The 21,505-nt window shown below is 72.4% G+C and carries 20 protein-coding genes; 11 read left to right on the forward strand and 9 right to left on the reverse strand.

Annotated elements, in window-relative coordinates:
- Positions 1-182: 182 nt before the first annotated feature.
- Genes ABXJ56_RS03105 through ABXJ56_RS03145 form a run of 9 tightly spaced genes read left to right on the forward strand, consistent with a single transcriptional unit; the run spans position 183 to position 10,632 of the window.
- Complete coding sequence (locus tag ABXJ56_RS03105; RefSeq protein WP_353998260.1) at positions 183-272, forward strand: potassium-transporting ATPase subunit F; 90 nt, start codon at positions 183-185, stop codon at positions 270-272.
- Position 273: 1 nt separating this feature from the next.
- Entirely contained in the window at positions 274-1,956 is a 1,683-nt protein-coding gene (gene kdpA, locus ABXJ56_RS03110) for a potassium-transporting ATPase subunit KdpA (protein ID WP_353998261.1), read from the forward strand.
- Positions 1,957-1,958: 2 nt separating this feature from the next.
- Positions 1,959-4,112 carry a potassium-transporting ATPase subunit KdpB gene (kdpB, locus tag ABXJ56_RS03115; RefSeq protein ID WP_353998262.1) on the forward strand — a complete coding sequence of 718 codons (2,154 nt, stop codon included), beginning with the start codon at positions 1,959-1,961 and terminating at the stop codon, positions 4,110-4,112.
- Positions 4,113-4,133: 21 nt separating this feature from the next.
- Positions 4,134-4,739 (forward strand): K(+)-transporting ATPase subunit C, encoded by a 606-nt coding sequence (kdpC, locus tag ABXJ56_RS03120; RefSeq protein ID WP_353998263.1) that lies wholly within the window; start codon positions 4,134-4,136, stop codon positions 4,737-4,739.
- Between the two features lie 7 nt (positions 4,740-4,746).
- Entirely contained in the window at positions 4,747-7,272 is a 2,526-nt protein-coding gene (locus ABXJ56_RS03125) for a sensor histidine kinase (RefSeq protein WP_353998264.1), read from the forward strand.
- A complete protein-coding gene (locus tag ABXJ56_RS03130; RefSeq protein WP_353998265.1) occupies positions 7,269-7,946 on the forward strand; it encodes a response regulator in 678 nt (225 codons plus the stop codon). The genes ABXJ56_RS03125 and ABXJ56_RS03130 overlap by 4 nt, the downstream gene beginning before the upstream one ends.
- Before the next feature lie 57 nt (positions 7,947-8,003).
- Positions 8,004-9,248: an amidohydrolase family protein gene (locus ABXJ56_RS03135; protein WP_353998266.1), complete on the forward strand. Its 1,245-nt coding sequence runs from the start codon at positions 8,004-8,006 to the stop codon at positions 9,246-9,248.
- Positions 9,245-9,613, forward strand: a complete 369-nt coding sequence (locus tag ABXJ56_RS03140; protein WP_353998267.1) for a TIGR04076 family protein — start codon at positions 9,245-9,247, stop codon at positions 9,611-9,613. Before ABXJ56_RS03135 ends, ABXJ56_RS03140 begins: the two co-directional genes overlap by 4 nt.
- Positions 9,610-10,632: an LLM class flavin-dependent oxidoreductase gene (locus ABXJ56_RS03145; RefSeq protein WP_353998268.1), complete on the forward strand. Its 1,023-nt coding sequence runs from the start codon at positions 9,610-9,612 to the stop codon at positions 10,630-10,632. Before ABXJ56_RS03140 ends, ABXJ56_RS03145 begins: the two co-directional genes overlap by 4 nt.
- Positions 10,633-10,659: 27 nt before the next feature.
- On the opposite strand, the gene ABXJ56_RS03150 is transcribed toward ABXJ56_RS03145, so the two are convergent.
- From ABXJ56_RS03150 to ABXJ56_RS03165, 4 genes are read right to left on the reverse strand one after another with little or no spacing between them, the layout of a single operon-like run.
- The gene (locus tag ABXJ56_RS03150; RefSeq protein ID WP_353998269.1) at positions 10,660-12,345 is read right to left on the reverse strand and encodes a DUF885 domain-containing protein; all 1,686 of its coding nucleotides are present in this window, start codon (positions 12,343-12,345) and stop codon (positions 10,660-10,662) included.
- A gap of 42 nt (positions 12,346-12,387) precedes the next feature.
- The gene (locus tag ABXJ56_RS03155; RefSeq protein ID WP_353998270.1) at positions 12,388-13,251 is read right to left on the reverse strand and encodes a polyphosphate kinase 2 family protein; all 864 of its coding nucleotides are present in this window, start codon (positions 13,249-13,251) and stop codon (positions 12,388-12,390) included.
- A gap of 18 nt (positions 13,252-13,269) precedes the next feature.
- Positions 13,270-15,099 carry a 2-succinyl-5-enolpyruvyl-6-hydroxy-3-cyclohexene-1-carboxylate synthase gene (gene menD / locus ABXJ56_RS03160; RefSeq protein ID WP_353998271.1) on the reverse strand — a complete coding sequence of 610 codons (1,830 nt, stop codon included), beginning with the start codon at positions 15,097-15,099 and terminating at the stop codon, positions 13,270-13,272.
- Position 15,100: 1 nt separating this feature from the next.
- Positions 15,101-15,580 carry a PLD nuclease N-terminal domain-containing protein gene (locus tag ABXJ56_RS03165; protein WP_353998272.1) on the reverse strand — a complete coding sequence of 160 codons (480 nt, stop codon included), beginning with the start codon at positions 15,578-15,580 and terminating at the stop codon, positions 15,101-15,103.
- A 65-nt stretch (positions 15,581-15,645) separates the two neighbouring features.
- On the opposite strand from ABXJ56_RS03165, the gene ABXJ56_RS03170 reads away from it, so the two are divergent.
- Positions 15,646-15,996, forward strand: coding sequence for a DUF4229 domain-containing protein (locus ABXJ56_RS03170; RefSeq protein ID WP_353998273.1), 351 nt, complete (start codon positions 15,646-15,648; stop codon positions 15,994-15,996).
- Here ABXJ56_RS03170 and ABXJ56_RS03175 read toward each other — a convergent pair.
- The 5 genes from ABXJ56_RS03175 to ABXJ56_RS03195 form a co-directional block, all read right to left on the reverse strand.
- The gene (locus ABXJ56_RS03175; protein ID WP_353998274.1) at positions 15,943-16,920 is read right to left on the reverse strand and encodes a 1,4-dihydroxy-2-naphthoate polyprenyltransferase; all 978 of its coding nucleotides are present in this window, start codon (positions 16,918-16,920) and stop codon (positions 15,943-15,945) included. The two genes, ABXJ56_RS03170 and ABXJ56_RS03175, sit on opposite strands and share 54 nt — an antisense overlap.
- A gap of 79 nt (positions 16,921-16,999) precedes the next feature.
- Positions 17,000-18,154: an AMP-binding protein gene (locus tag ABXJ56_RS03180; protein WP_353999953.1), complete on the reverse strand. Its 1,155-nt coding sequence runs from the start codon at positions 18,152-18,154 to the stop codon at positions 17,000-17,002.
- Positions 18,155-18,512: 358 nt separating this feature from the next.
- Entirely contained in the window at positions 18,513-19,421 is a 909-nt protein-coding gene (locus tag ABXJ56_RS03185) for a 1,4-dihydroxy-2-naphthoyl-CoA synthase (protein ID WP_353998275.1), read from the reverse strand.
- 69 nt (positions 19,422-19,490) lie between these two features.
- On the reverse strand, positions 19,491-20,198 hold the full coding sequence (locus ABXJ56_RS03190; protein WP_353998276.1) for a formylglycine-generating enzyme family protein: 708 nt from the start codon (positions 20,196-20,198) through the stop codon (positions 19,491-19,493).
- 35 nt (positions 20,199-20,233) lie between these two features.
- Complete coding sequence (locus ABXJ56_RS03195; protein ID WP_353998277.1) at positions 20,234-20,647, reverse strand: glucose-6-phosphate dehydrogenase; 414 nt, start codon at positions 20,645-20,647, stop codon at positions 20,234-20,236.
- 282 nt (positions 20,648-20,929) lie between these two features.
- Here ABXJ56_RS03195 and ABXJ56_RS03200 point away from each other — a divergent pair, with 282 nt between their 5' ends.
- Positions 20,930-21,316, forward strand: coding sequence for a hypothetical protein (locus tag ABXJ56_RS03200; RefSeq protein WP_353998278.1), 387 nt, complete (start codon positions 20,930-20,932; stop codon positions 21,314-21,316).
- Positions 21,317-21,505: the final 189 nt, after the last annotated feature.

Here is a 21,505-nt window from a genome sequence, read left to right on the forward strand (position 1 = left end):
CCCGCAGCGGCGCACGGGAGCGGTGTTGTGTCGTCTTCCGTGCCGCATCGGCATGCATCCCGCTTCTCCACGGGGTGCCGCACCAGCCGCAGGAGAGTACCCGTGCTCGACGTCCTCTACATCTCGCTCACGATCGCGCTGTTCGCGCTTATCGGCCTGGTCGCGAAAGGGGTCGAGCGACTGTGATCGCCTTCTCCGCCATCGCCGCGATCCTCGCCGTCGCCGCGATCGTCTACCTCGTTCTCGCCCTGGTGAAGCCGGAGTGGTTCTGACATGACCGCCGAGACCATCTGGTTCGGCGTCCTCCAGGCCGCCACCGTCCTGCTCGTCCTCGCGCTCGTCTACCGTCCGCTCGGCGACTACATCGCGCACGTCTACACGTCCTCGAAGGACCTCGCCGCCGAGCGGGGCGTGTATCGCATCATCGGCGTGGAGCCCCGTGCCGAGCAGACCTGGCAGGCCTACCTGCGCGGTGTGCTCGTCTTCTCCGCCATCGGTGTGCTCGTCGTCTACACGCTCCAGCGCGTGCAGAGCGTCCTGCCGTACTCCCTCGGCCTCCCGGCCGTTCCGGAGGGGCTGTCCTTCAACACCGCGGTGTCGTTCGTGACGAACACGAACTGGCAGTCGTACTCCCCCGAACTCACCCTGGGCTACACCGTCCAGCTGGCGGGCCTGGCCGTGCAGAACTTCGTCTCCGCCGCTGTCGGCATCGCCGTGGCCGTCGCCCTGGTGCGCGGATTCGCCGCGCGCGGGACGGGCCTGATCGGCAACTTCTGGGTCGACCTCGTCCGCGGCGTCACACGCCTGCTGCTCCCGCTGTCGATCGTCGCGGCGATCGCGCTGCTGATCGGCGGCGTCGTGCAGAACATGAACGGCTTCGTGGAGGTCACGACCCTCGGCGGTGCTCCTCAGACGCTGCCGGGCGGGCCGGTGGCCTCGCAGGAGGCGATCAAGGAGCTCGGGACCAACGGCGGCGGCTTCTTCAACGCCAACTCGTCCCACCCGTTCGAGAACCCCGCACCGTGGACGAGCGTCCTGCAGGTCCTCCTGCTCCTGGCCATCCCGGTGGCGCTCCCCCGTGCCTTCGGACGCATGGTCGGCGACGACCGCCAGGGATACGCCATCCTCGGCGCCATGGCGACCATCGCCGTCGTCTCCCTGGCGGCCGGTTCGTGGCTGGAGGCGCTCGGCGCGGGAACGGCGCCCCAGCTCGCCGGCGGCCCGCTCGAGGGGAAGGAGGTGCGGTTCGGCATCCTCGGATCCACCCTCTACGCCGGGGCGACCACGCTCACCTCGACCGGGGCCGTCAACTCCATGCACGACAGTTACACCGCGCTCGGCGGCATGGTCCCGCTGCTCAACATGATGCTCGGGGAGGTCGCTCCCGGCGGCGTGGGATCCGGCCTCTACGGGATGCTGATCCTGGCGGTGCTGGCGGTGTTCGTCGGCGGTCTGCTCGTCGGCCGCAGCCCCGAGTACCTCGGCAAGCGGATCACGCCCCGGGAGATCACGCTCGCGAGCCTCTCCATCCTCGTCACCCCGACGCTCGTGCTCGTCGGCACGGCGCTGAGCTTCGGGATCCCCGCGATCGCCGCCGACGTCGAGGCGGTGTCGATCTGGAACCCCGGGGTGCACGGGATGACCGAGGTGCTCTACGCCTTCACCTCGGCATCGAACAACAACGGCTCGGCCTTCGCGGGGCTCACCGCGAACACCCCGTGGCTGAACACCGCGCTCGGCGTGGCGATGGTGCTCGGCCGCTTCCTGCCCATGGTCCTCGTGCTGGCCCTGGCCGGATCGCTGGCGCGCCAGCAGGCCGCTTCCGTCACGGCGGGCACGCTCCCCACGAACCGGCCGCAGTTCACCGGCCTCCTCGTGGGCGTGACGGTCATCGTCACCGCACTCACCTATTTCCCCGTTCTCGCGCTGGGTCCCCTGGCGGAAGGGCTCGTCTAGTCATGTCATCCTCCTCCCTCACCGACACCTCCCCCGACGCGTCGTCGTCCCCGCGCACGGCGCGCGCATTCGACGCGGCGCAGCTGCGCGCGGCGATGCCCGGCGCGCTGCGAAAGCTCAATCCCGCGGCACTGTGGCGCAACCCCGTCATGCTCCTGGTGTGGGTCGGCGCGGCCCTCACGACCGCGATCGCCGTGGCCGAGCCGTTCCTCGGTGGGCCCGAGTCGTCCGCGGGCAGCGCCGTTCCGCCCGGCTTCACGGGGGGCATCGCCCTCTGGCTGTGGCTGACCGTGCTGTTCGCGAATCTGGCCGAATCCGTCGCCGAAGGCCGCGGGAAGGCGCAGGCGGCGAGCCTGCGGAAGACCCGGACGAGCACTATGGCCGCCCGGGTGGGGTCCTACGACGCCGCCACGGATGCCGCGGCCGAACGCGCAGCGACCGCGCTGGTGCCCTCCTCCGAGCTCCAGCTCGGAGACGTGGTCGTCGTCACCGCCGGTGAGCTGATCCCGGGAGACGGCGACATCGTGTGGGGCATCGCGACCGTCGACGAATCGGCGATCACCGGAGAGTCCGCCCCGGTGGTCCGGGAGTCCGGCGGCGATCGCAGCGCGGTCACCGGCGGTACCCGCGTGCTCAGCGACCGGATCGTGGTGCGCATCACCTCGCAACCCGGTCAGACCTTCGTCGACCGCATGATCGCGCTGGTCGAGGGGGCGAGCCGGCAGAAGACGCCGAATGAGATCGCCCTCGGGATCCTGCTGGCGAGCCTGTCGATCGTCTTCGTGGTGGTCGTCCTGACGCTCAATCCGATCGCGTCCTACGCGGCGGCGCCCGTGAGCATCCCCGTTCTGATCGCGCTGCTCATCTGCCTCATCCCCACCACGATCGGGGCGCTGCTCTCGGCGATCGGCATCGCGGGGATGGATCGCCTCGTGCAGCGCAACGTCCTGGCCATGTCGGGACGCGCGGTGGAGGCGGCGGGCGATGTCACGACGCTCCTGCTCGACAAGACCGGCACCATCACGTACGGCAACCGCCGCGCCACCGACTTCGTCCGCCTCGAGGGCGTCGATCAGGACGAGCTCACGACGTTCGCGGCCCTGTCGTCGCTGGCCGATCCCACGCCCGAGGGCACCTCGGTGGTGGAACTGGCCGCCGCACGCGGTGTCGTGCCGGAGCGCATCCCGGATGCCGTGTTCGAGCCCTTCACGGCGCAGACGCGGATGAGCGGTCTCGACCTCCCCGACGGCACCCTCGTGCGCAAGGGCGCCGGGTCCGCGGTGCTCGCGTGGCTCGAAGCCGGCGGCGTCCAGGTCGCCACGCGGACACGCGCCCAGCTGCTCTCCCTCACGGACGCGATCGCCGGTGCCGGCGGGACGCCGCTCGTCGTCGCGACCCTCTCGCCCCGGGGCGTGGGTCGCATCCTCGGCGTGATCCACCTGAAGGACGTCGTGAAGGAGGGTCTGCGCGAACGCTTCCAGGAGCTGCGGGAGATGGGCATCCGGACCGTCATGATCACCGGGGACAACCCGCTCACCGCGAAGGCCATCGCCGCCGAGGCGGGCGTGGACGACTATCTCGCCGAGGCGACACCGGAGGACAAGCTCGCGCTCATCACGCGCGAGCAGCAGGGCGGCAATCTCGTCGCGATGACCGGGGACGGGACGAACGATGCGCCCGCTCTGGCGCAGGCCGACGTCGGGGTCGCCATGAACACCGGCACCTCCGCAGCCAAGGAGGCCGGGAACATGGTGGACCTGGACAGCGACCCGACGAAGCTCATCGACATCGTGCGCATCGGGAAGCAGCTGCTGATCACGCGCGGGGCCCTCACGACCTTCTCCCTGGCGAACGACATCGCCAAGTACTTCGCGATCATCCCGGCGATGTTCCTCGGGGTCTTCCCCGGGCTCGCCGCGCTGAACATCATGCAGCTCAGCTCGCCGGCATCCGCGGTGACGAGCGCGATCATCTTCAACGCCCTGGTGATCGTCGTCCTGATCCCCCTCGCCCTCCGCGGGGTGGCCTATCGACCGGCGAGCGCCTCCCGCATCCTCAGCCGCAACCTCCTCGTCTACGGCCTCGGCGGCGTCATCGCCCCCTTCATCGGCATCAAGCTCATCGACCTCCTCGTGAGCCTCATCCCTGGCTTCTGAGCCGGAAAGGACAGCATTCCCATGCGCAATCCCCTCCTGCGTTCGCTCGGCGTCGCCGTGCGCGCCATGATCGTCTTCACGGTCGTCCTCGGCCTCGGGTACACGCTCCTGATCACGGGCATCGGCCAGATCTTCTTTCCCGCTCAGGCGAACGGCTCGCTGATCCGTGACGACGCAGGCGACACCGTCGGCTCAGCTCTGATCGGCCAATCCTTCACGGATGCCGACGGCCTCCCCCTTCCGGAGTACTTCCAGTCCCGGCCGTCGGCCGCCGGCGACGGGTACGACGGCGGCGCCTCCTCGGGGTCGAACCTCGGCCCGGAGAACGCCGACCTCGTCTCGTCCATCGAGGAGCGTCGCACCGCCATCGCGGCGTTCGAAGGCGTCGATCCCGACGAGATCCCGGCCGAAGCACTCACGGCGTCCGCCTCGGGACTCGACCCCCACATCAGCCCCGACTACGCCCGCCTGCAGGTGCCGCGCGTGGCGGCTGCTCGAGACCTCCCGGTGTCCGAAGTCGGCGCCCTGGTCGAGTCTAGGATTCACTCCAGAGACCTGGGGTTCCTCGGTGAGCCCCGGGTCAACGTCCTCGAGCTCAACCTGGCGCTGGACGCGATCGAGGAGTGAGGCGACGATGAAGCGGGGGCAGCTGCGGGTCCTGCTCGGCGCCGCACCCGGCGTCGGCAAGACCTACGAGATGCTGCAGGAAGGGCGTCGGCTGCAGGAGCAGGGCAAGGACGTCGTGATCGGCATCCTGGAGACCCACGGGCGGGCGGCCACCGCCGCGCAGGCGGAGGGTCTGCCGGCCCTTCCCCGGGCCGTCCACGCGCACCGGGGCGTCGAACTCAGCGAGCTCGACGTCGAGGGTCTCCTCGAGCGTCGACCGCAGGTCGCCCTCATCGACGAACTGGCCCACACCAACGCGCCGGGTGCCCGCCACCCCAAGCGCTGGCAGGACGTCGAGGAGATCCTGGATGCCGGAATCGACGTCATCACGACCGTCAACGTCCAGCACATCGAGTCGCTGCGCGATGTCGTCGAGCAGATCACCGGCACCTCGCAGCGCGAGACGATCCCCGACGCCGTGGTCCGAGGCGCGGATCAGATCGAGGTGGTGGACATCGCCCCGCCGTCCCTGCGCGAGCGCCTCTCCGCGGGGCTGGTCTATCCCGCCGAGCGCATCGACGCGGCCCTGTCCAACTACTTCCGCCTGGGCAACCTCACCGCACTCCGCGAGATCGCCCTCCTGTGGCTGGCCGACGAGGTCGACAGCGCGCTGAAGCTGTACCGCACCGAGCACAAGATCGAGGGCACGTGGCCCGCCCGCGAGCGCGTGGTGGTCGCCCTCACCGGAGGCCCGGAGGGCGAGACGCTCATCCGACGCGGCGCCCGCATCGCAGCGCGATCCTCCGGAGGCGAGGTGGTGGCCGTCCACGTCTCGGCGCAGGACGGCCTGCGCGCGTCGGCACCCGGTGCGCTCGCCGCGCAGCGCACGCTCGTGGAGTCCCTCGGCGGCACCTACCACCAGGTCGTCGGAGACGACACGCCGCGGGCGCTGGTCGAGTTCGCCCGCTCCGTGGATGCCACGCAGCTCGTCATCGGAGTGAGTCGCCGCAGTCGCCTGCAGGCGGCGCTCGCCGGCCCCGGCATCGGCGCGACGGTCATCCGCGAGTCCGGCGACATCGACGTGCACATCGTCACGCACGCCGCCGCGGGCGGGCGCCTCGCGCTCCCGTCGCTCTCCGGCGGTGCGCTGAGCCGACGGCGGGTCATCCTCGGGTTCGTCATCGCACTGGTGGCGGGGCCCCTGATGACCTGGCTGCTGTACTCGTCCCGCAGCCCCGAGTCCATCACGTCCGACGTCCTGGCGTTCCAGCTCCTCGTCGTCGTCGTCGCGCTCGTCGGCGGGATCTGGCCCGCCCTCTTCGCCGCCGTCCTGTCGGGGCTCACCCTCGACTTCTTCTTCGTCGCCCCGCAGTTCACGGTGCAGATCGCCGACCCCCTCCACCTGTGGGCACTGTCGCTGTACGTCGTCATCGCCGCCCTGGTCAGCTACATCGTCGACCAGGCCGCGCGACGCGCGCGGGTCGCGCGGCGCGCCGCCGCCGAGGCCGAGCTGCTCGCGACCGTGGCGGGCAGCATCCTGCGCGGCGAGAACGCGGTCGTCGCACTGGTGACGCGGGCCAGAGAGGCCTTCGGCATGACGGGCGCCCGCCTGGTCGCCTCGAACGGCGACGTCCTCGCCACGGACGGCGAACCGGTGCCCGACGGCCGCGTCCTGCGCCTCCCCGTCGGAGGGAGCGAGCATCCCCGGGCCCATCTGGAGCTGCACGGCGGCGAGCTGCGGAGCTCCGAGCGACGTCTGCTGGAGGTGATCGTGGCCCAGCTCGGCGCAGCTCTCGAGCACAGCGACCTCGCCGAGACCGCCCGCGAAGCCGACGCCTTGGCCGAGACGGACGAGGTGCGCACGGCACTGCTGTCCGCCGTGAGCCATGATCTGCGACGCCCGCTCGCGGCGGCCGTCGCCGCCGTGGGCGGACTCCGCGCGGCCGGGGTGACCCTCAGCGCGGAGGACCGACGCGACCTGCTCGCCACCGCCGACGAGTCCCTCGCGACCCTCTCCGCGCTCGTCACCGACCTCCTGGACGTCAGCCGTGTCGAAGCCGGAGTCCTCGCCGTGTCGCTGCGGCCGGTGGATGCCGCCGATGTGATCCTCGCCGCCATCGACGAACTCGGCGCCGGTCCCGGCCGGGTCGAGCTCGCCCTGGACCCGGAGCTCCCGCTGATCAGCGCCGACGCGGTCCTCCTTCAGCGTGTGGTCGTGAACCTCCTCTCGAACGCGCTGCGCCACTCCCCACCCGGTCGTCGCGTGCGTGTGAGCACGAGCCACCTGGGCGGCACCTCGGAGATCCGCATCGTCGATCAGGGCTCGGGCGTCTCGCCCGAGCGGCTGGATGACATCTTCGCGCCGTTCCAGCGGCTCGGCGACGTCGACAACACGACCGGACTCGGATTGGGACTGGCCCTCTCCCGCGGATTCACCCGCGGAATGGGCGGCACGCTGCGTCCCGAGGACACCCCCGGTGGCGGGCTGACGATGGTCGTCGCGCTCCCCGTCGCCGCGGCGCCCGCCGACCCCTCCTCGGGGATGATCCGATGAAGATCCTGGTCGCCGACGACGATCCGCAGCTGGTGCGGGCGCTGCGGATCACCCTCTCCGCGCACGGGTACGACGTCGTGGCTGCCGCCGACGGTGCAGCGGCGGTGACGCTGGCCGCCCAGGCCCATCCCGACATCGTGCTCCTCGACCTCGGGATGCCGCGCCTCGACGGCGTCGAGGTCATCCACGCCCTCCGCGGCTGGACCTCCGCGCCGATCATCGTCGTATCCGGGCGGACAGGATCGGCGGACAAGGTCGAGGCCCTCGATGCCGGCGCCGACGACTACGTCACGAAGCCGTTCCAGATCGACGAGCTCCTGGCGCGCCTGCGTGCCCTCAGCCGCCGGACGGGCGCAGGGCCGGACGCGCCCCAGGTGACCTTCGGGGACGTCACGATCGACCTGGCCACCAAGTCGGTGACCCGGGCCGGCCGGCGCGTGCACCTGACCCCGACGGAGTGGCGGATGCTGGAGTTCCTGGCGCGGAACCCCGGCGCCCTGGTCACGCGGCAGACGCTGCTCAAGGAGATCTGGGCCAGCGACCAGGTGAGCGACTCCGGGTACCTGCGCCTGTACATGTCGCAGCTGCGGAAGAAGCTCGAGCCCGATCCCGCGCACCCGCGTCACCTCCTCACCGAGTCCGGCATGGGGTACCGGCTCGTCCGCGAAGGCTGAGAGCGCCTAGCCTGGCACGGTGCACTGTCCTCCTCCTCCCCCGTCGGGCGTTCCGGCATGAGCGGGCCTGTCCCCTCCCTCGCGACCCGCGGCGACGCGGTGCTGACGAACCTGCGCCTGGTGGACGGCATCCGCCCCACGCCGCAGGACGGACTCGCCATCGTGATCGAGGCGGGTCGCATCACGCGCATCGAGCCCGACACGGGACGCACGGCGGAGGAAGCGGCGCCCACGCACGACCTCGGTGGCGCGGTGGTGATGCCGGGCCTGATCAACATGCACACGCACTTCTCCCTGTCTCTCCCGGGGCCCGGCGGCGACGCGGTGAGCGCACTCGATCCGCACGAACTGGCGCTGTACATGGCGGACGGCGCGCGGCGCACCCTCCTCTCCGGCGTCACGACCGTCCGCTGCGTGTCCGAGAAGGGCGGAGCCGACTTCGCCCTCCGCCGAGCGATCGACGCCGGCCACGTCGCGGGTCCGCGCATCTTCACCGCCGGGCGGGGCCTGTGCTGCACGGGAGGTCACGGGCACGACACCGACGACACCCTCGAGTGCGACGGCGCGGATGCCGTCACCCGGGGCGTCCGCAGCCAGATCGCCGCGGGAGCCGACCTCATCAAGCTGATGATCTCGGGCGGGATCGCCGGCGAGAACGAGCAGATCACCACCCCGCAGCTCACGCGGGACGAGATGGCCGCGGCGATCTCGACGGCGCACGCCTGGGGACGGAAAGTCACCGCGCATGCCGGTCCCGCGGCGATCATCGCCGAAGCCGTGGAGCTGGGGCTGGACTGCGTCGAACACGGCTACGAGCTGACCCCGGAGGTCGCGGCCCTCATGGCTGCCCACGGAACGGCGCTCGTGCCGACCCTGGTCGTCACCCGCGCCCAGGCGTTCTTCGATGACCTCGGCGTCCCGGAGTGGATGCAGCGGCGCTCGCTCGACGCCGGTCCCCGCCACCTGGACTCGTTCCGCTTCGCCCTGGATGCCGGAGTCGACGTGCTCCTCGGCAGCGACATGCCGCCGTTCTGGGGCTTCGAGGGCACGAGCGCGGTCGTCCGCGAGCTCGAGCACATGCAGGCCGGCGGACTTCCCGCCGCCGATGTCGTCCGCGCCGCGACCTCCGCCCCCGCGCGCTGGCTCGGCGCCGACGACCTGGGCACGCTCACGCCGGGCGCGTGGGCCGACCTCATCGCGATGCCGGCCGACCCGACGACAGACGTCTCCGCGCTCCGCGGGATCGACCTGGTGATGCGCGGAGGCGTCGTCGTCCGCGATGACGAGGGACGCACACGATGAGCGCGGCGCACGACGACCCGACCCTCGACGCCGAGAGCGCCGATGACACCGGTGCGCGCACCGAGCTCTACGACCTCCGGGTCGTGGTGGATCGCATCGAAGGCCGGTCGGTGTGCGGCATGAGGGTCGGCGACCACATCGACCTGGTCGAGAGCAGTCGGCTGCGCCTCCCCGACGGCGGGCACTTCTGCCTCTACGCCCTGCAGGCCGTTCTGCCGCTGCTTCCCGCGAAGCAGCGCCGCCTCCCGCCGGGCGACTGGCTCGAGCGCGACGACCTCGTCGCGTGCCCCGACCCGGAGGAACGCCTCATCATGCGGATCGAGCGCACCGGCATCCGTTCGATCCCCACCGACGACCTCACGTGAGCGCCGCCGACGATCGCCGCGGTCCCGTGCGGTTCTCCCTGGGCCTGCAGACCGACAAGGCACCGGGTGAGTACGCCGCCCTCGCGCGCCTCGCCGAGGAGCTCGACTTCGACGGCGTGAGCGTCTTCTCCGACCTCCTGTACCAGCCGCCGATCGCGGCCCTGCTCGAGATGGCGCACGCCACCGCGCGGATCCGGCTCGGCTGCGCCTGCTGGAACCCGTTCACCCTGCATCCGTACGAGATCGCCGGGCAGTTCGCCGCGGTGGATGCCGCCTCCGCCGGTCGCGCGTACCTCGGTCTCGCCCGCGGCTCGTGGCTGGAGGCGATCGGGGTGGAGGCCGAGCGTCCGATCGCGGCGCTCCGCGACGCGACCGGGGTGATCCAGGCCCTGCTGTCGGGATCCGGCGAGGGGTACGCCGGCGACGTCTTCCGACTGGAGCCCGGGGTGCGCCTGCGCTACTCCGTCGTCCGCGAGCGCGCGCCGATCCTGATCGGGTCGTGGGGTCCGCAGGGCATGGCCCTCGCCGGAGAGATCGCCGACGAGATCAAGATCGGCGGCACAGCGAACCCCGCCATGGTCGGCGTCGTCCGCCGGCGCCTGGAACGCGGTCTCCGTCGCGCGGGCCGTCCCTCCGAGGCGGTCGCGGTCGTCGTCGGTGCGGTGACCGTCGTCGACCGGGACGGTGCCGCCGCGCGGGCCCTCGCCCGGCGCGAGGTGGCGATGTACCTCGACGTGATCGCCGCGCTCGATCCGACCGTGGAGCTCCCCGACGACCTGCTGCCCGGCATCCGTTCCCGCCTCGCGGACGGCGACGAAGAGGGTGCGGGAAGGCTGGTCCCCCGCGACGTGCTCGATCTCTTCGCGTTCTCCGGGACCCCCGACGACATCGCCGACCAAGCGCGACTGCTGATGGATGCCGGCGTGGACCGGATCGAGTTCGGGACGCCGCACGCGCGCATCCCCGCCGAGGGCATCACGCTGCTCGGGCGGGAGGTGCTCCCGCGGCTTCGGGGGTGACGCTCCCGGCCCCCGACGTCGGCTCCGTCAGCCCAGGAGGCGCTCGCGAAGCGGCTCGAGGCCCATCGGCCCGAGGCCGAGCGCGTCGCGGTGGAAGTCGCGGAGCGAGAAGTCCGCGCCGTCCGCGGCTTCGCGTGCAGCGCGGGCCTCGGCCCACAGCCGTGCGCCCACCTTGAACGCGAGCGCCTGCCCCGGCCACCCGAGGTAGCGGTCGACCTCGAAGCCGGCGAGATGCGGCTCGACCAGCGCAAGGTCCACCAGCATCCGCCGGGCGAGGTCGGGTGTCCACGCCTGGGGCGGGACGACCGCACCCTCGGGCACCGCCCACCCGGTGTGGAGGCCGATGTCGGCCACGATCCGCACAGAACGCCAGATCTGCCCCAGCACGAGCCCGAGACGCTCGGCCGGGTCGCGGACGAGACCCAGCTCGTCCGACAGCTGCTCGGCGTAGTGCGCCCACCCCTCGGCGTACCCGTGGATGTGGCAGAGGTGTCGCTGCCACGGGTGCAGATGGGGGTCGGAGGCGGTGACGACGAACTGCAGGTGGTGGCCGGGGAGCCCCTCGTGGTGGACGCTCGTCACCTCCTGCCAGGACGCGGCCACCGGCACCCCGCTCGGGATCGTCCAGACGATGCGGCTGGGCGCGGAGCCGTCCGGCGGCGCGGGCGTGTAGTAGACGACGCCGTCCGCCGCCTCGGCGACGACGCACTCCACGCGACGGATGCCGGCCGGGAGGGAGAAGGCATCCGACAGCGCCGTCGTCGTCTCATCCACCCGCCGGGTGAGCCACCCGCGGATGGCCTCGACGCCCTCGAGCCGGTAGCGCGGGTCGTCGTCGAGGAGAGCCGCGGCCGCGCGGACCGGGTCGTCGCCGGCGCCCCCGAGATCCCGGGCGAGCGCGCTGGCCTCGTCGGTGAGACGGGCGAGCTCCGTCCAGCCGTACGCATAGGTGTCGACGAGGTCAATCCGCGCGCCGAGCATCGCGGCGGCGAGGTCCGGGTAGACGTCCTCACCCACCCCGTCCTCCGTCGGCGCGGCGTCCCGGAGGTCGCCGCGAAGGGCGGCGACCAGATCGGCGAGCGCGCGGTTCGTCTCATCCGCGGCGCGGCGGACGCGCGCGCGGATGCCCTCGTCGACGGCCGGGGCGACCGGGACGCTCCCGAACCAGTCCGCCTCGATCCAGCGTTCCAGCTGGGCGGCGAGGGTGTCGAGCTGCCGGAAGGGGGCGACGCCGCTCCCGGTGAAGCGGTCGGCGTTCTCGCGCGCCCAGCGGAGGCTCGCGAGATACTCCCGGACCGCTGCCGGCGCAGCCTCGAGGCGCGCGAGGAGGGCCTGACCCGCGGCATCCGATGTCAGCGTGAGCCCCTCCACGGCGTAGCGGACGAGGTGTACCGGCGTCGCGAGCCCCGCGACGAGGCGCGGGGTGAATCCGGTGTCGAACAGCAGTCGCTCGCGTTCGAGACGCTCGCGCAGGGCGGCGCGGAGCGCGGGATCGCCGGCATCCGCCGGGAGGGCGTCGAGGCTCTCCAGGACCTCGCCCTGGAGGTCGTATCGACGCCGCAGCCAGGCCGGCGACAGGTCGGGGAGCGCGGGGCCGTCGTCCCGGCCGAGCGCCTGCGCGGCATCCGGCTCGTGGCGGGCGAGCTCGACGACGTAGGCGTCGGCGATCCGGTGGACCGGATCCGGGTGGGGAGGCTGAGGGGGCTGGGGCACCGACTCAGCCTACGAAACGTCGGCCGTGACGCCGGGTGCGGGTCAGCTCGCGGCGAGCCGTGCCTTCTCGGCCTCGACGTCGAAGGACGCCACAGGCCACTGCGGATCGATGCGCTCCAGCACGTCGAGGAGCAGCGCCTGGACGGCCAGGCGCGCGTACCACTTCCGGTCGGCGGGTACGACGTGCCAGGGCGCGTGCGGGGTGGACGTGCGGTCGAGGACGACCTGATAGGCCCCCATGTAGTCGTCCCACAGCTGTCGCTCGTCGATGTCGCCGGGGTTGAACTTCCAGTGCTTGTCGGGTCGGTCGAGGCGCGCGGCGAGACGCTCCCGCTGCTCGTCCTTCGAGATGTGGAGCATGACCTTCACGAGGTGGATGCCGGCGTCCGTGAGGCGGCGCTCGAAGTCGTTGATCGCGTCGTAGCGTCGCTCGATCTCATCGGGCGTCGCGAGGGCGCGCACCCGCCCGATGAGGACGTCCTCGTAGTGCGAGCGGTCGAAGACGCCGATGTAGCCCGGCCGGGGCACTTCGCGCTCGATGCGCCACAGGAAGTCGCGCTCGAGCTCTTCGGGCGTCGGCTTCTTGAAAGCCTTCAGGTGGATGCCCTGGGGGTCGGTCGCGCCGATGACATGTCGCACGATCCCGCCCTTGCCGGCGGTGTCCATTGCCTGGAGGACCAGGAGCACCGCGGGCGAATCCGGATTCTCGCGGCTCTGGGCGTAGAGCCGCTCCTGCAGGTCGTCGAACTCCTCCGCCCCGGCGGCGAGGTCGTCCTGCGCGTCGGACTTCGTCTGGCCGTAGCCCGGGGTGGATCGGGTGTCGACGTCCGTCAGGACGAAGCCCTCCCGCACGCGGAGGAGCTCCGCGAGGTCGCCCTGGCTGTGTGTCTGACTCTTCGCCGTCATCGCCCCATCCTGTCCGGTTCAGCGCTCGAGCGGAACCTCGATGATCTGCCGCCCGCCCACCGGAGAGGTGAGCACCTGGTCCAGCTCGGCGCGCGTGGTGACCCGCCGGTACTCCCACCCGTAGGCGAGCGCGAGCTGCTCGAAGCGGACCGTGTGCGGGGTGTAGAGCACGCGGTCCATCGCGTCGGCGTCGGCGAGGGCGGCCACCTCGAGCGAGTCGAAGATGGTACCCCCGGCGTCGTTCCCCACGATCACCTGGAGCCGCGGCTCGTCCTCGGCGGGCGGGAGGAGCAGTGCGCCGACGTCGTGGAGGGCGGCGAGGTCGCCGAGCAGGACGCGGGTGACCCCGGGCGCACCGCCGCGCTGACTGGCGGCGGCCACGCCGAAGGCGGTGGCGATCGTGCCGTCGATCCCGGCCAGGCCGCGGTTGGCGTGCACGACGACCTTCTTGCCGCCGAGGACCGTGTCGGCCACGCGCACGAGGCGCGACGAGCCGAACACGAGGCGATCGTGCGGCCACGATGCCCGCCAGACGGCGTCGACGAGGATCTCGCGGTCCACGCGGCGGCGGGCGACGGCGAGCTCGGCCGACAGCGCGCCGAGGCGCTCGGCGGGGACCGCCGAGGCGAGGGCGTCCGCGTCGGGGGCGGGCGGCGCGAGATCGACGGCGGCGTCGCGGGAGGCGCGGACCCACGCCCCGAGCCACGTGCGGTCGATCTCTCCGGCGGCCACGGCCACGGCATCCGCCGCGACCGTCGCGCCGTTGAGGTTGAGCGGCTCCCCGGGGCCGCGGAGGGCGACGACCTCGATGTCGGGATCGGCGAGGAGCCGGGCGACCTCGCGGCTGAGGGTCGGATGCCCGAGGACGACCGCGCGCTCGACGCGACCGCCGAGTTCGGGGTCCGACAGAAGGGCGCGGTACGCGTGGACGAGGTTCCGCCCGAACCGCGCACCGCTGACGACCTCCGCCACCAGCGGCCAGCCGCCGAGGTGCGCGAGATGCTCGGCATCCGGTCCCGCGTCCGCGCCGGCGATCACCAGGGTCCGCGGTCCGCGCGCCAGCATGAGCGGGGCGTCGTCGGGGTCGCCGGGGAGGTCGGAGACGCCGATCCCCCCGCCGCCCTGGTACAGCGCCCCCGAACCGTCGGGGTCGACGGCGACGCCGGTGTCGTCGTGGTCGGTGTCGTCGTCGTGGTCGGTCGACGGCCCGGTGTCGGAACCGGACGCCGCGACGTCGAGGGCGAGCCACGCGGGGAGCGTCCCGGCGAGGGGCTCGCGATACGGCAGGTTCAGATGGACCGGCCCGGCGGACCGGAGCCCGGCGCCGAGGGCGGCGTCCATGGCCTCGTCGGCGAGCCGGCGGAGCATGAGCGTCTGCGGGCCGTCGCCGGTCGGATCCGTCTCGTCCGGCGTCGGGACGTCGGTCTCGAGGCGCACGCTCGGGGCGAACATCCCCGGCTGACGGGTGGTCTGGTTCGCGCCGACCCCGCGCAGCTCCGGCGGGCGGTCGGCGGTGAGCAGCAGCATCGGAATGCCGGCATGGTGGGCTTCCAGGGCGGCCGGGAGAAGGTTCGCGACGGCGGTGCCGGAGGTGCAGACGACCGCGGCGGGGGTGCCGGTCTCGCGGCCGATGCCGAGGGCGGTGAAGCCCGCGACGCGCTCGTCGATGCGGACGTGCAGGGCGATGCGGCCGTCGCGCTCCAGCGCGGCGGCGACGAGGGCGAGGGACTGCGAGCGCGACCCGGGGCTCAGGACGATGTGCGTCACGCCGCGTTCGACGAGACGCTGGACGAGCGCGGCGGCCGCGTCCGTGGCCGGAGAGGCCGCCTCCCGGGGATCGTCGCCCACGTCAGCCGTGGGCGCCGCGCTGACCGCGGGCGTCGTCGTCGCCGTCGGCGGGCGGCGGCGCGTCCGGGAGAGCGGCGTCGGTGGCTCCCGCAGCGGTCGCGCCGGTGGCCCCTGCGGCCCCGGTTGTGCCGGCATCCGTTCCCGGCCGCTGCCAGCGCGGATCGTCGTCCTCGGCGTCGAGCTGGGCGAGTTCCTCTTCGAGCCGGCGGATGCGCTCGTCCTGGTCGCTGATCGAGCCGATGCGTCCCAGGAAGTCGGGGTCGTCGTCGGGTGCCCGCGACGGGCGCGCGCTCGAGGGTCGGGCGCGACCGACGATGAACCACAGGATGCCGCCGAGGACCGGGATGATCACGACGATGAGGATCCAGATCGGCTTGCTCACCCCGCGGTGGCGGGTGGGCGGCTGGAGGGCGCAGTCGACGATGCTGTACACCCAGAACAGCGTGGCCACCAGCGCTCCGATGAGGAGTACCCTCGTCATCCCTCCATCCTAGGCGTCCCGCCGGAGGCGGGGGCGGCGTCGTGACCGAACCGTAGGATGGCAGGGTGAAAGCGCGCTCTGTGATCCTCTACACCGTGCTGCGGCTGGCGGCGTTCCTGGTGCCGTTCGGCATCTTCATGCTCTTCCCGATCATGCGCCAGTACTACCTGCTGGCGGCGATCTTCGCCGCCCTCATCGGCCTGAGCCTCTCGCTCCTCTTCCTCCGCCGTCCGCTCGAGGACGTCACCGCCGGCATCGCCGCGCGCCGCGCCCGATCGCGCGAGCGCGTCAGCGACGAGGAGGCCGAGGATGCCGCGGCCGAGCGCGGGTCGGGGCCGGCGGCTGCGGCATCCACTCCGGTGTCAGCCGACGAAGGCCCAGAAGAGGAACCCGGCGTACGCGACCGAGGTCAGTGAGCACAGCCCGAGCGCGACGACCAGCTCCCGGGGGTCGCGGTAGGTCCAGACGATGAGGATCGCCGGCAGGGCCGCCAGCAGCACCAGCAGCGTCAGCCAGGCGATCGGGTAGAACAGCGCGAGGAACACCGCGATCACGAACGGGATCAGCACGAAGACCGTGAAGAGCCAGCGTGTGGCGGTGCGGCCGATGCGCACCGACAGAGTGCGCTTGCCCGCCGCACGGTCCTGGTCGAGGTCGCGCAGGTTGTTCGCCAGCAGCACCGCGCACGCGAGGAAGCCCGCGGCGATTGCTCCGAACCAGGCTTCCTGCGGCAGGGCGAGGGCCTGCACCCACGTCGTCCCGAGCGTCGCGACGAGGCCGAAGAAGACGAAGACGAAGAGCTCGCCGAGCCCGGCGTAGCCGTAGGGACGCTTCCCGCCGGTGTAGAACCACGCGGCGGCGATGGCGGCGACGCCGACGGCGAGCAGCCACCACTGCTCGGTGCGGATGGTGATCGCGAGCCCCGCCACCGCGGCGATGCCGAAGAAGACGAGGGCGACGGTGAGGACCGTGCGCGGCTTCGCCTTCCCGGCGCCGGTGAGGCGTGCGGGACCCACCCGGACGTCGTCGGTGCCGCGGATGCCGTCGCTGTAGTCGTTGGCGTAGTTCACGCCGATCTGCAGCGCGACGGCGACGACGAGGCACAGGAGCGCGATGACCCAGCGGAGCGAGTCGAGCACGAGCATCGCCGCGCCCGTGCCGATGAGGACGGGGGCCACGGCGAGGGGCAGGGTCCGCAGGCGAGCGGCGCCGATCCAGTCGCGGGGTCCCGCCGGGGTCACCGGTTCGCGCACGAGGGGCGTGACCTTCTGCGGGTTGCCGCGGGAACCCCGCCGGTTCTTGGACGGGTGCGAGCGCTTCTTGCCGGAGGTGCGTGCCACGAGTGCACATCTTACGAGCACGGGCGATGGCACGGGGGACGGGGCGCCGGCGGGCGGCGTCGGTGTGCGTGGTCGAGCGTCAGTGCAGGGCGAGGACGGCGCGGCGGATCGCCTCGCGGTCGGGCTTCCCGGACGGGAGTTCGGCGATCTCGTCGACCAGGACCAGACGCGCCGGGCGCGCGTGGCGACCGACCTCGGCGGCGACGACCTCGCGGGCCCGCGCGAGCTGATCCGCCTCGCTGCGCCGGAGGGCTTCGCCCCGCGGAACAACGATGACCGAGGCCTCGCCCCACCGGTCGTCGGGGACGCCCACCACGACGGCATCCTGCAGCCCCATGACCGTGCGCACGGCATGCTCGACGCGGTCGAGGGAGATGTTGACCCCGCCCGACACGATCACGTTGTCGATGCGGCCCTGGATGCGCAGGACCCCGTCGTCGATGACGCCGGCGTCCCCCGTGCGGTACCAGCGGGTGCCGTCGGCGTCGTGCACGAAGACCGCGCGCGTGCGGTCGGGTTCACCCAGGTAGCCCGACGCGAGGACCGGCCCGCTGAGCTGGACTTCACCGTCGTCGATGCGCATCGCGACCCCGCGGAGCGGGCGTCCGTCGTACACGCACCCGCCGCTGGTCTCGGTCGATCCGTAGGTGCGGACGATGCGGACCCCGGCGGCTTCCGCACGTTCGCGGAGGGCGGCGGGAAGGGCCTGTCCGCCGATGAGGATCCGCTCGAACGACCCGAGGGCGGCGGCGACGGCGTGATCGTCGACCGCGGCGTCGAGGAGGCGCTGGAGCTGAGCCGGGACCAGCGAGGTGAAGGTCGGGGTGCGGACGCCGTTCTCGGATGACGCCATCATCAGCGCCGCGGCGGCGAACGCCTGCGGCGAGAAGGAGCCCGAGAGCACGGCGGGCTCGCGCCCGGCGACGATCGAACGCACCAGGACCTGGATGCCGGCGACGTAGGTGGCCGGGAGGGCCAGCAGCCACGCGCCCTCGCCGATGCGGTCGGCGGTCGCGAGGGCTGAGGAGATGAGCGCGTCGCGACCGAGGACGACGCTCTTCGGAACGCCTGTCGACCCCGACGTGGTGACGACCACGGCCGTGCCCGCCGGGACCTCGTCGGGCACATCGCCGACGAGCCCCACCCCGAGGGCCGGCCCCGGGCCGTGGATCGCGGCTTTCAGAGCCCGGAGGATGTCGCGCGGGTCATCCCCCGCGGCCGTCTCGAGCCTCATGGCCGCGCCGCCCGGCCGCCGGCGACCGACGTCGCGCCGCCGCGCCGCACCGAACTGCCGCCGCCGGGCCGTACCGAACTCCTCCATTCCGCGCCGGAACCGCCCGACACGCCACGCGTGCCGCTCCGGCAGCCCCGGATCGGAGGAGTTCGGCCCGCCGCGCCCGGCCGGCATCCGGCGTGCATCAGTCCTGCCAGGGGTGCTGCCGTCGCCTGCCGCGGGGGTGCTATCGCGCTACCCGCCCGTACCGAACTCCTCCATTCCGCGCCGGAACCGCCCGACACGCCACGCGTGCCGCTCCGGCGGCCCCGGATCGGAGGAGTTCGGCCCGCCGCGCCCGGCCGGCATCCGGCGTGCATCAGTAGTGCCAGGGGTAGGGCGACCAGTCCGGATCGCGCTTCTGCAGGAACGAGTCGCGGCCCTCGACGGCCTCGTCGGTGCCGTAGGCCAGGCGGGTCGCCTCTCCGGCGAACACCTGCTGCCCCACCATCCCGTCGTCGACGGCGTTGAAGGCGAACTTCAGCATGCGGATCGCCGTCGGCGACTTCGTCAGGATCGTCCGCGCCATCGCGATCGCCTCCCGCTCGAGCTCGGCGTGCGGGACGACCCGGTTGACGGCGCCCATCTCGTAGGCGCGCTGCGCGGAGTACTCCTCGGCGAGGAAGAAGACCTCACGGGCGAACTTCTGCCCGATCTGGCGGGCGAAGTAGGCGGAGCCGTATCCGGCGTCGAACGATCCGACGTCGGCATCCGTCTGCTTGAAGCGTCCGTGCTCGGCGCTCGCGATCGACATGTCGCAGACGACGTGCAGCGAATGTCCTCCCCCGGCCGCCCACCCGGGGATCACGGCGATGACGACCTTGGGCATGAATCGGATGAGCCGCTGCACCTCGAGGATGTGCAGGCGGCCGGCGCGGGCGGCATCCGGCGCCACCGCATCGTCGGCGGCGTAGGTGTAGCCGTCGCGGCCGCGGATCCTCTGGTCACCGCCCGAGCAAAAGGCCCAGCCGCCGTCCTTCGGGCTCGGACCGTTGCCGGTGAGCAGGACGACGCCGATCCGCGGGTCCTGCCGGGCGATGTCGAGGGCCCGGAACAGCTCATCGACGGTGTGCGGGCGAAAAGCGTTGCGCACCTCGGGCCGGTCGAAGGCGATCCGCGCGATGCGCCCGTCGAGCGACACATGCGACGTGATGTCGGTGTAACCGCCGTCGGGGGCGCCGGGGGCCGGCATCCAGGAACTCTCGTCGAACAGGCCCGATACGCTCACCCGCCCAGACTACGCGCGCCCCGAAGCGCCCGGTCGGGCGCGGTCGCGCGTCGGTGTCGCGCGTCGGTGTCACTCCAGCGCGCGGTCGCGGTCCGCTCGCGCCGACCATCCCTGGGCCGCGTCGATCGCGTCGAACCCGCCGCGGGCGACACGGAACCCGACATCCGCGTATCCCTCGCGAGGGGCGTCGCCACGGCGGGTCGCTGCGCGTGCGCTCGCGCTGTCGTCGACGAACGATCCGCCGCGGAGGACCCGCACCGCGCGATGCTGCGCCGGGTCGAAGAGATCCCAGCACCATTCCCAGACGTTCCCGAGCGTGTCGAAGAGACCGAAGAGATTCGGATGCCGCGCTCCGACGTCCTGCGGAGAACTCACGCCATCGGCGGCCGTCCACGCGACGTCCCGAAGAGGCCCGTAGTGCGCCCCCGTGGATCCGGCGCGGCAGGCGTACTCCCACTCGGCCTCGGTGGGGAGCCGGTAGCCGTCGGAATCGACGTGCCAGGTGACGTCCTCGCCGTCGAATGCGTAGGCCCCGTCGAGACCCTCCCACTCCGAGAGGGCATTGCAGAAACGGATCGCGCGCAGCCAGCTCACCCGGACCGCGGGGCGCCGGGGGTGCACGGCGGTCTCGCCGATCACCTCGGCGAGCTGCTCCTCGGTGACGGGGTACACGCCGAGTTCGAACGCCTCGAGGAGGACGCGACGCCGAGGACGCCCCCGGGCGGCGGCGAGGTCGACGGATCCGGCGGGGATGCGCGCGAGTTCGACGTCGCTCACCGGTTCACTCTCGCGTCATCGGATGACGGATCGATTCACGCAGCCGACCAGCCGCACATGCCGCATTCGCCGGCCGCGGAGACTTCGACGAAGCAGTTCGGGCACATCTGGCGGACGCGATCGAAATCCTGCGTGCGCCGCGGGGCGACCGTGCGCTCGGGGCGAGGGGCGGCGGGGGCGCGGCGCGCGCGGGCGGGGGCGGCCGCGGCGGGCGCGGGAGCCTTCACCGGCAGCGGCGGAACGTGCGTGACGCAGTAGAAGCGCACGAACCCGTCGTGGTTCTTCGGATGCCGGTGCTTCACCGCCCACAGCTCATCACGCTCGCGCAGCGGAGAGTCCGTCCCGCACGCGAAGCACTTGGTCGGCTCTCCGGGGATGACATCGGAGACGAGGACCGGAATGTCGTACTCGAGTCCGTCTCGCCAGTCGGCCGATGCGACGATCTTCATGAGTGCCTTCCGCTCTACGCTCCCGGGGCCGAGCGCGCTCTCCACGGTAAGCGACGATCCGCCCGCGCGGGTACCGAGCCGATGTCTCGGACTCGCTACTTGCCGGCGCAACGCGCGGACCCGCGGGACGCGACACGTGACCGAGCCCCGGGCACCCGGGGGCTGCCCGGTGAAACCCTGGGGAGATTCGCGGCGTGTCGGCCTTCGCCAGAGCCTTTCGGGCCGTTTTCTCCCGCGTCTTTCACGCGGGGCCCGCGGAACCGCGCGGCTAGAGTCGGCTGCATGAGCTCCCCGACCTTGCGGGTCGCGGCCGAGACAGACCGCCGGCTGCGCGCAATGGTCGGCGCGGTCATCGTCATCGCCGCGGTCGGGCTCGGCATCCTGTGGCTGGTGGTGGTGCCGACAGGCCCCGAGGCCTGCGCACTGAGCATGCCCGGCCCGAGGAACTGCTTCCCGAGCGACCGTGTTTCCGCCGCGCAGGTCGGCACGGCCCTCGTCGCGATCGGCACGATCATCCCGGTCGCGCTGGCGCTGGCCGTGGCGCGATCGCGCCCCGGCACGGCCCGCACCATCGCCGGCATCGGCCTCGTGCTCACCTCGGCGACCGCGGGCTACGCCCTCTTCACCTCCGCCTGGATCCCCGCCCTGGCGTTCGCCCGCCTGACCTGACCGTTCACTTGTCGCGTGGCGCGGGTGCGGCGGCGTCCGACCCGCAAGAGGCGACAAGCGAACCGGGCGGATGCCGAACACCCGCCGTCAAAGGCCGGGGAGATTCGCGGCGTGTCGGGGCTCGCGGGGCCCGTTCGGGGCGATATCGCCCGCGTTTTTCACGCGGCGCACCGAGCCCCGCGCACCGCG

Origin of the sequence: Microbacterium aurantiacum (assembly GCF_040532595.1) — a bacterium.
Lineage (GTDB): Bacteria > Actinomycetota > Actinomycetes > Actinomycetales > Microbacteriaceae > Microbacterium > Microbacterium chocolatum_B.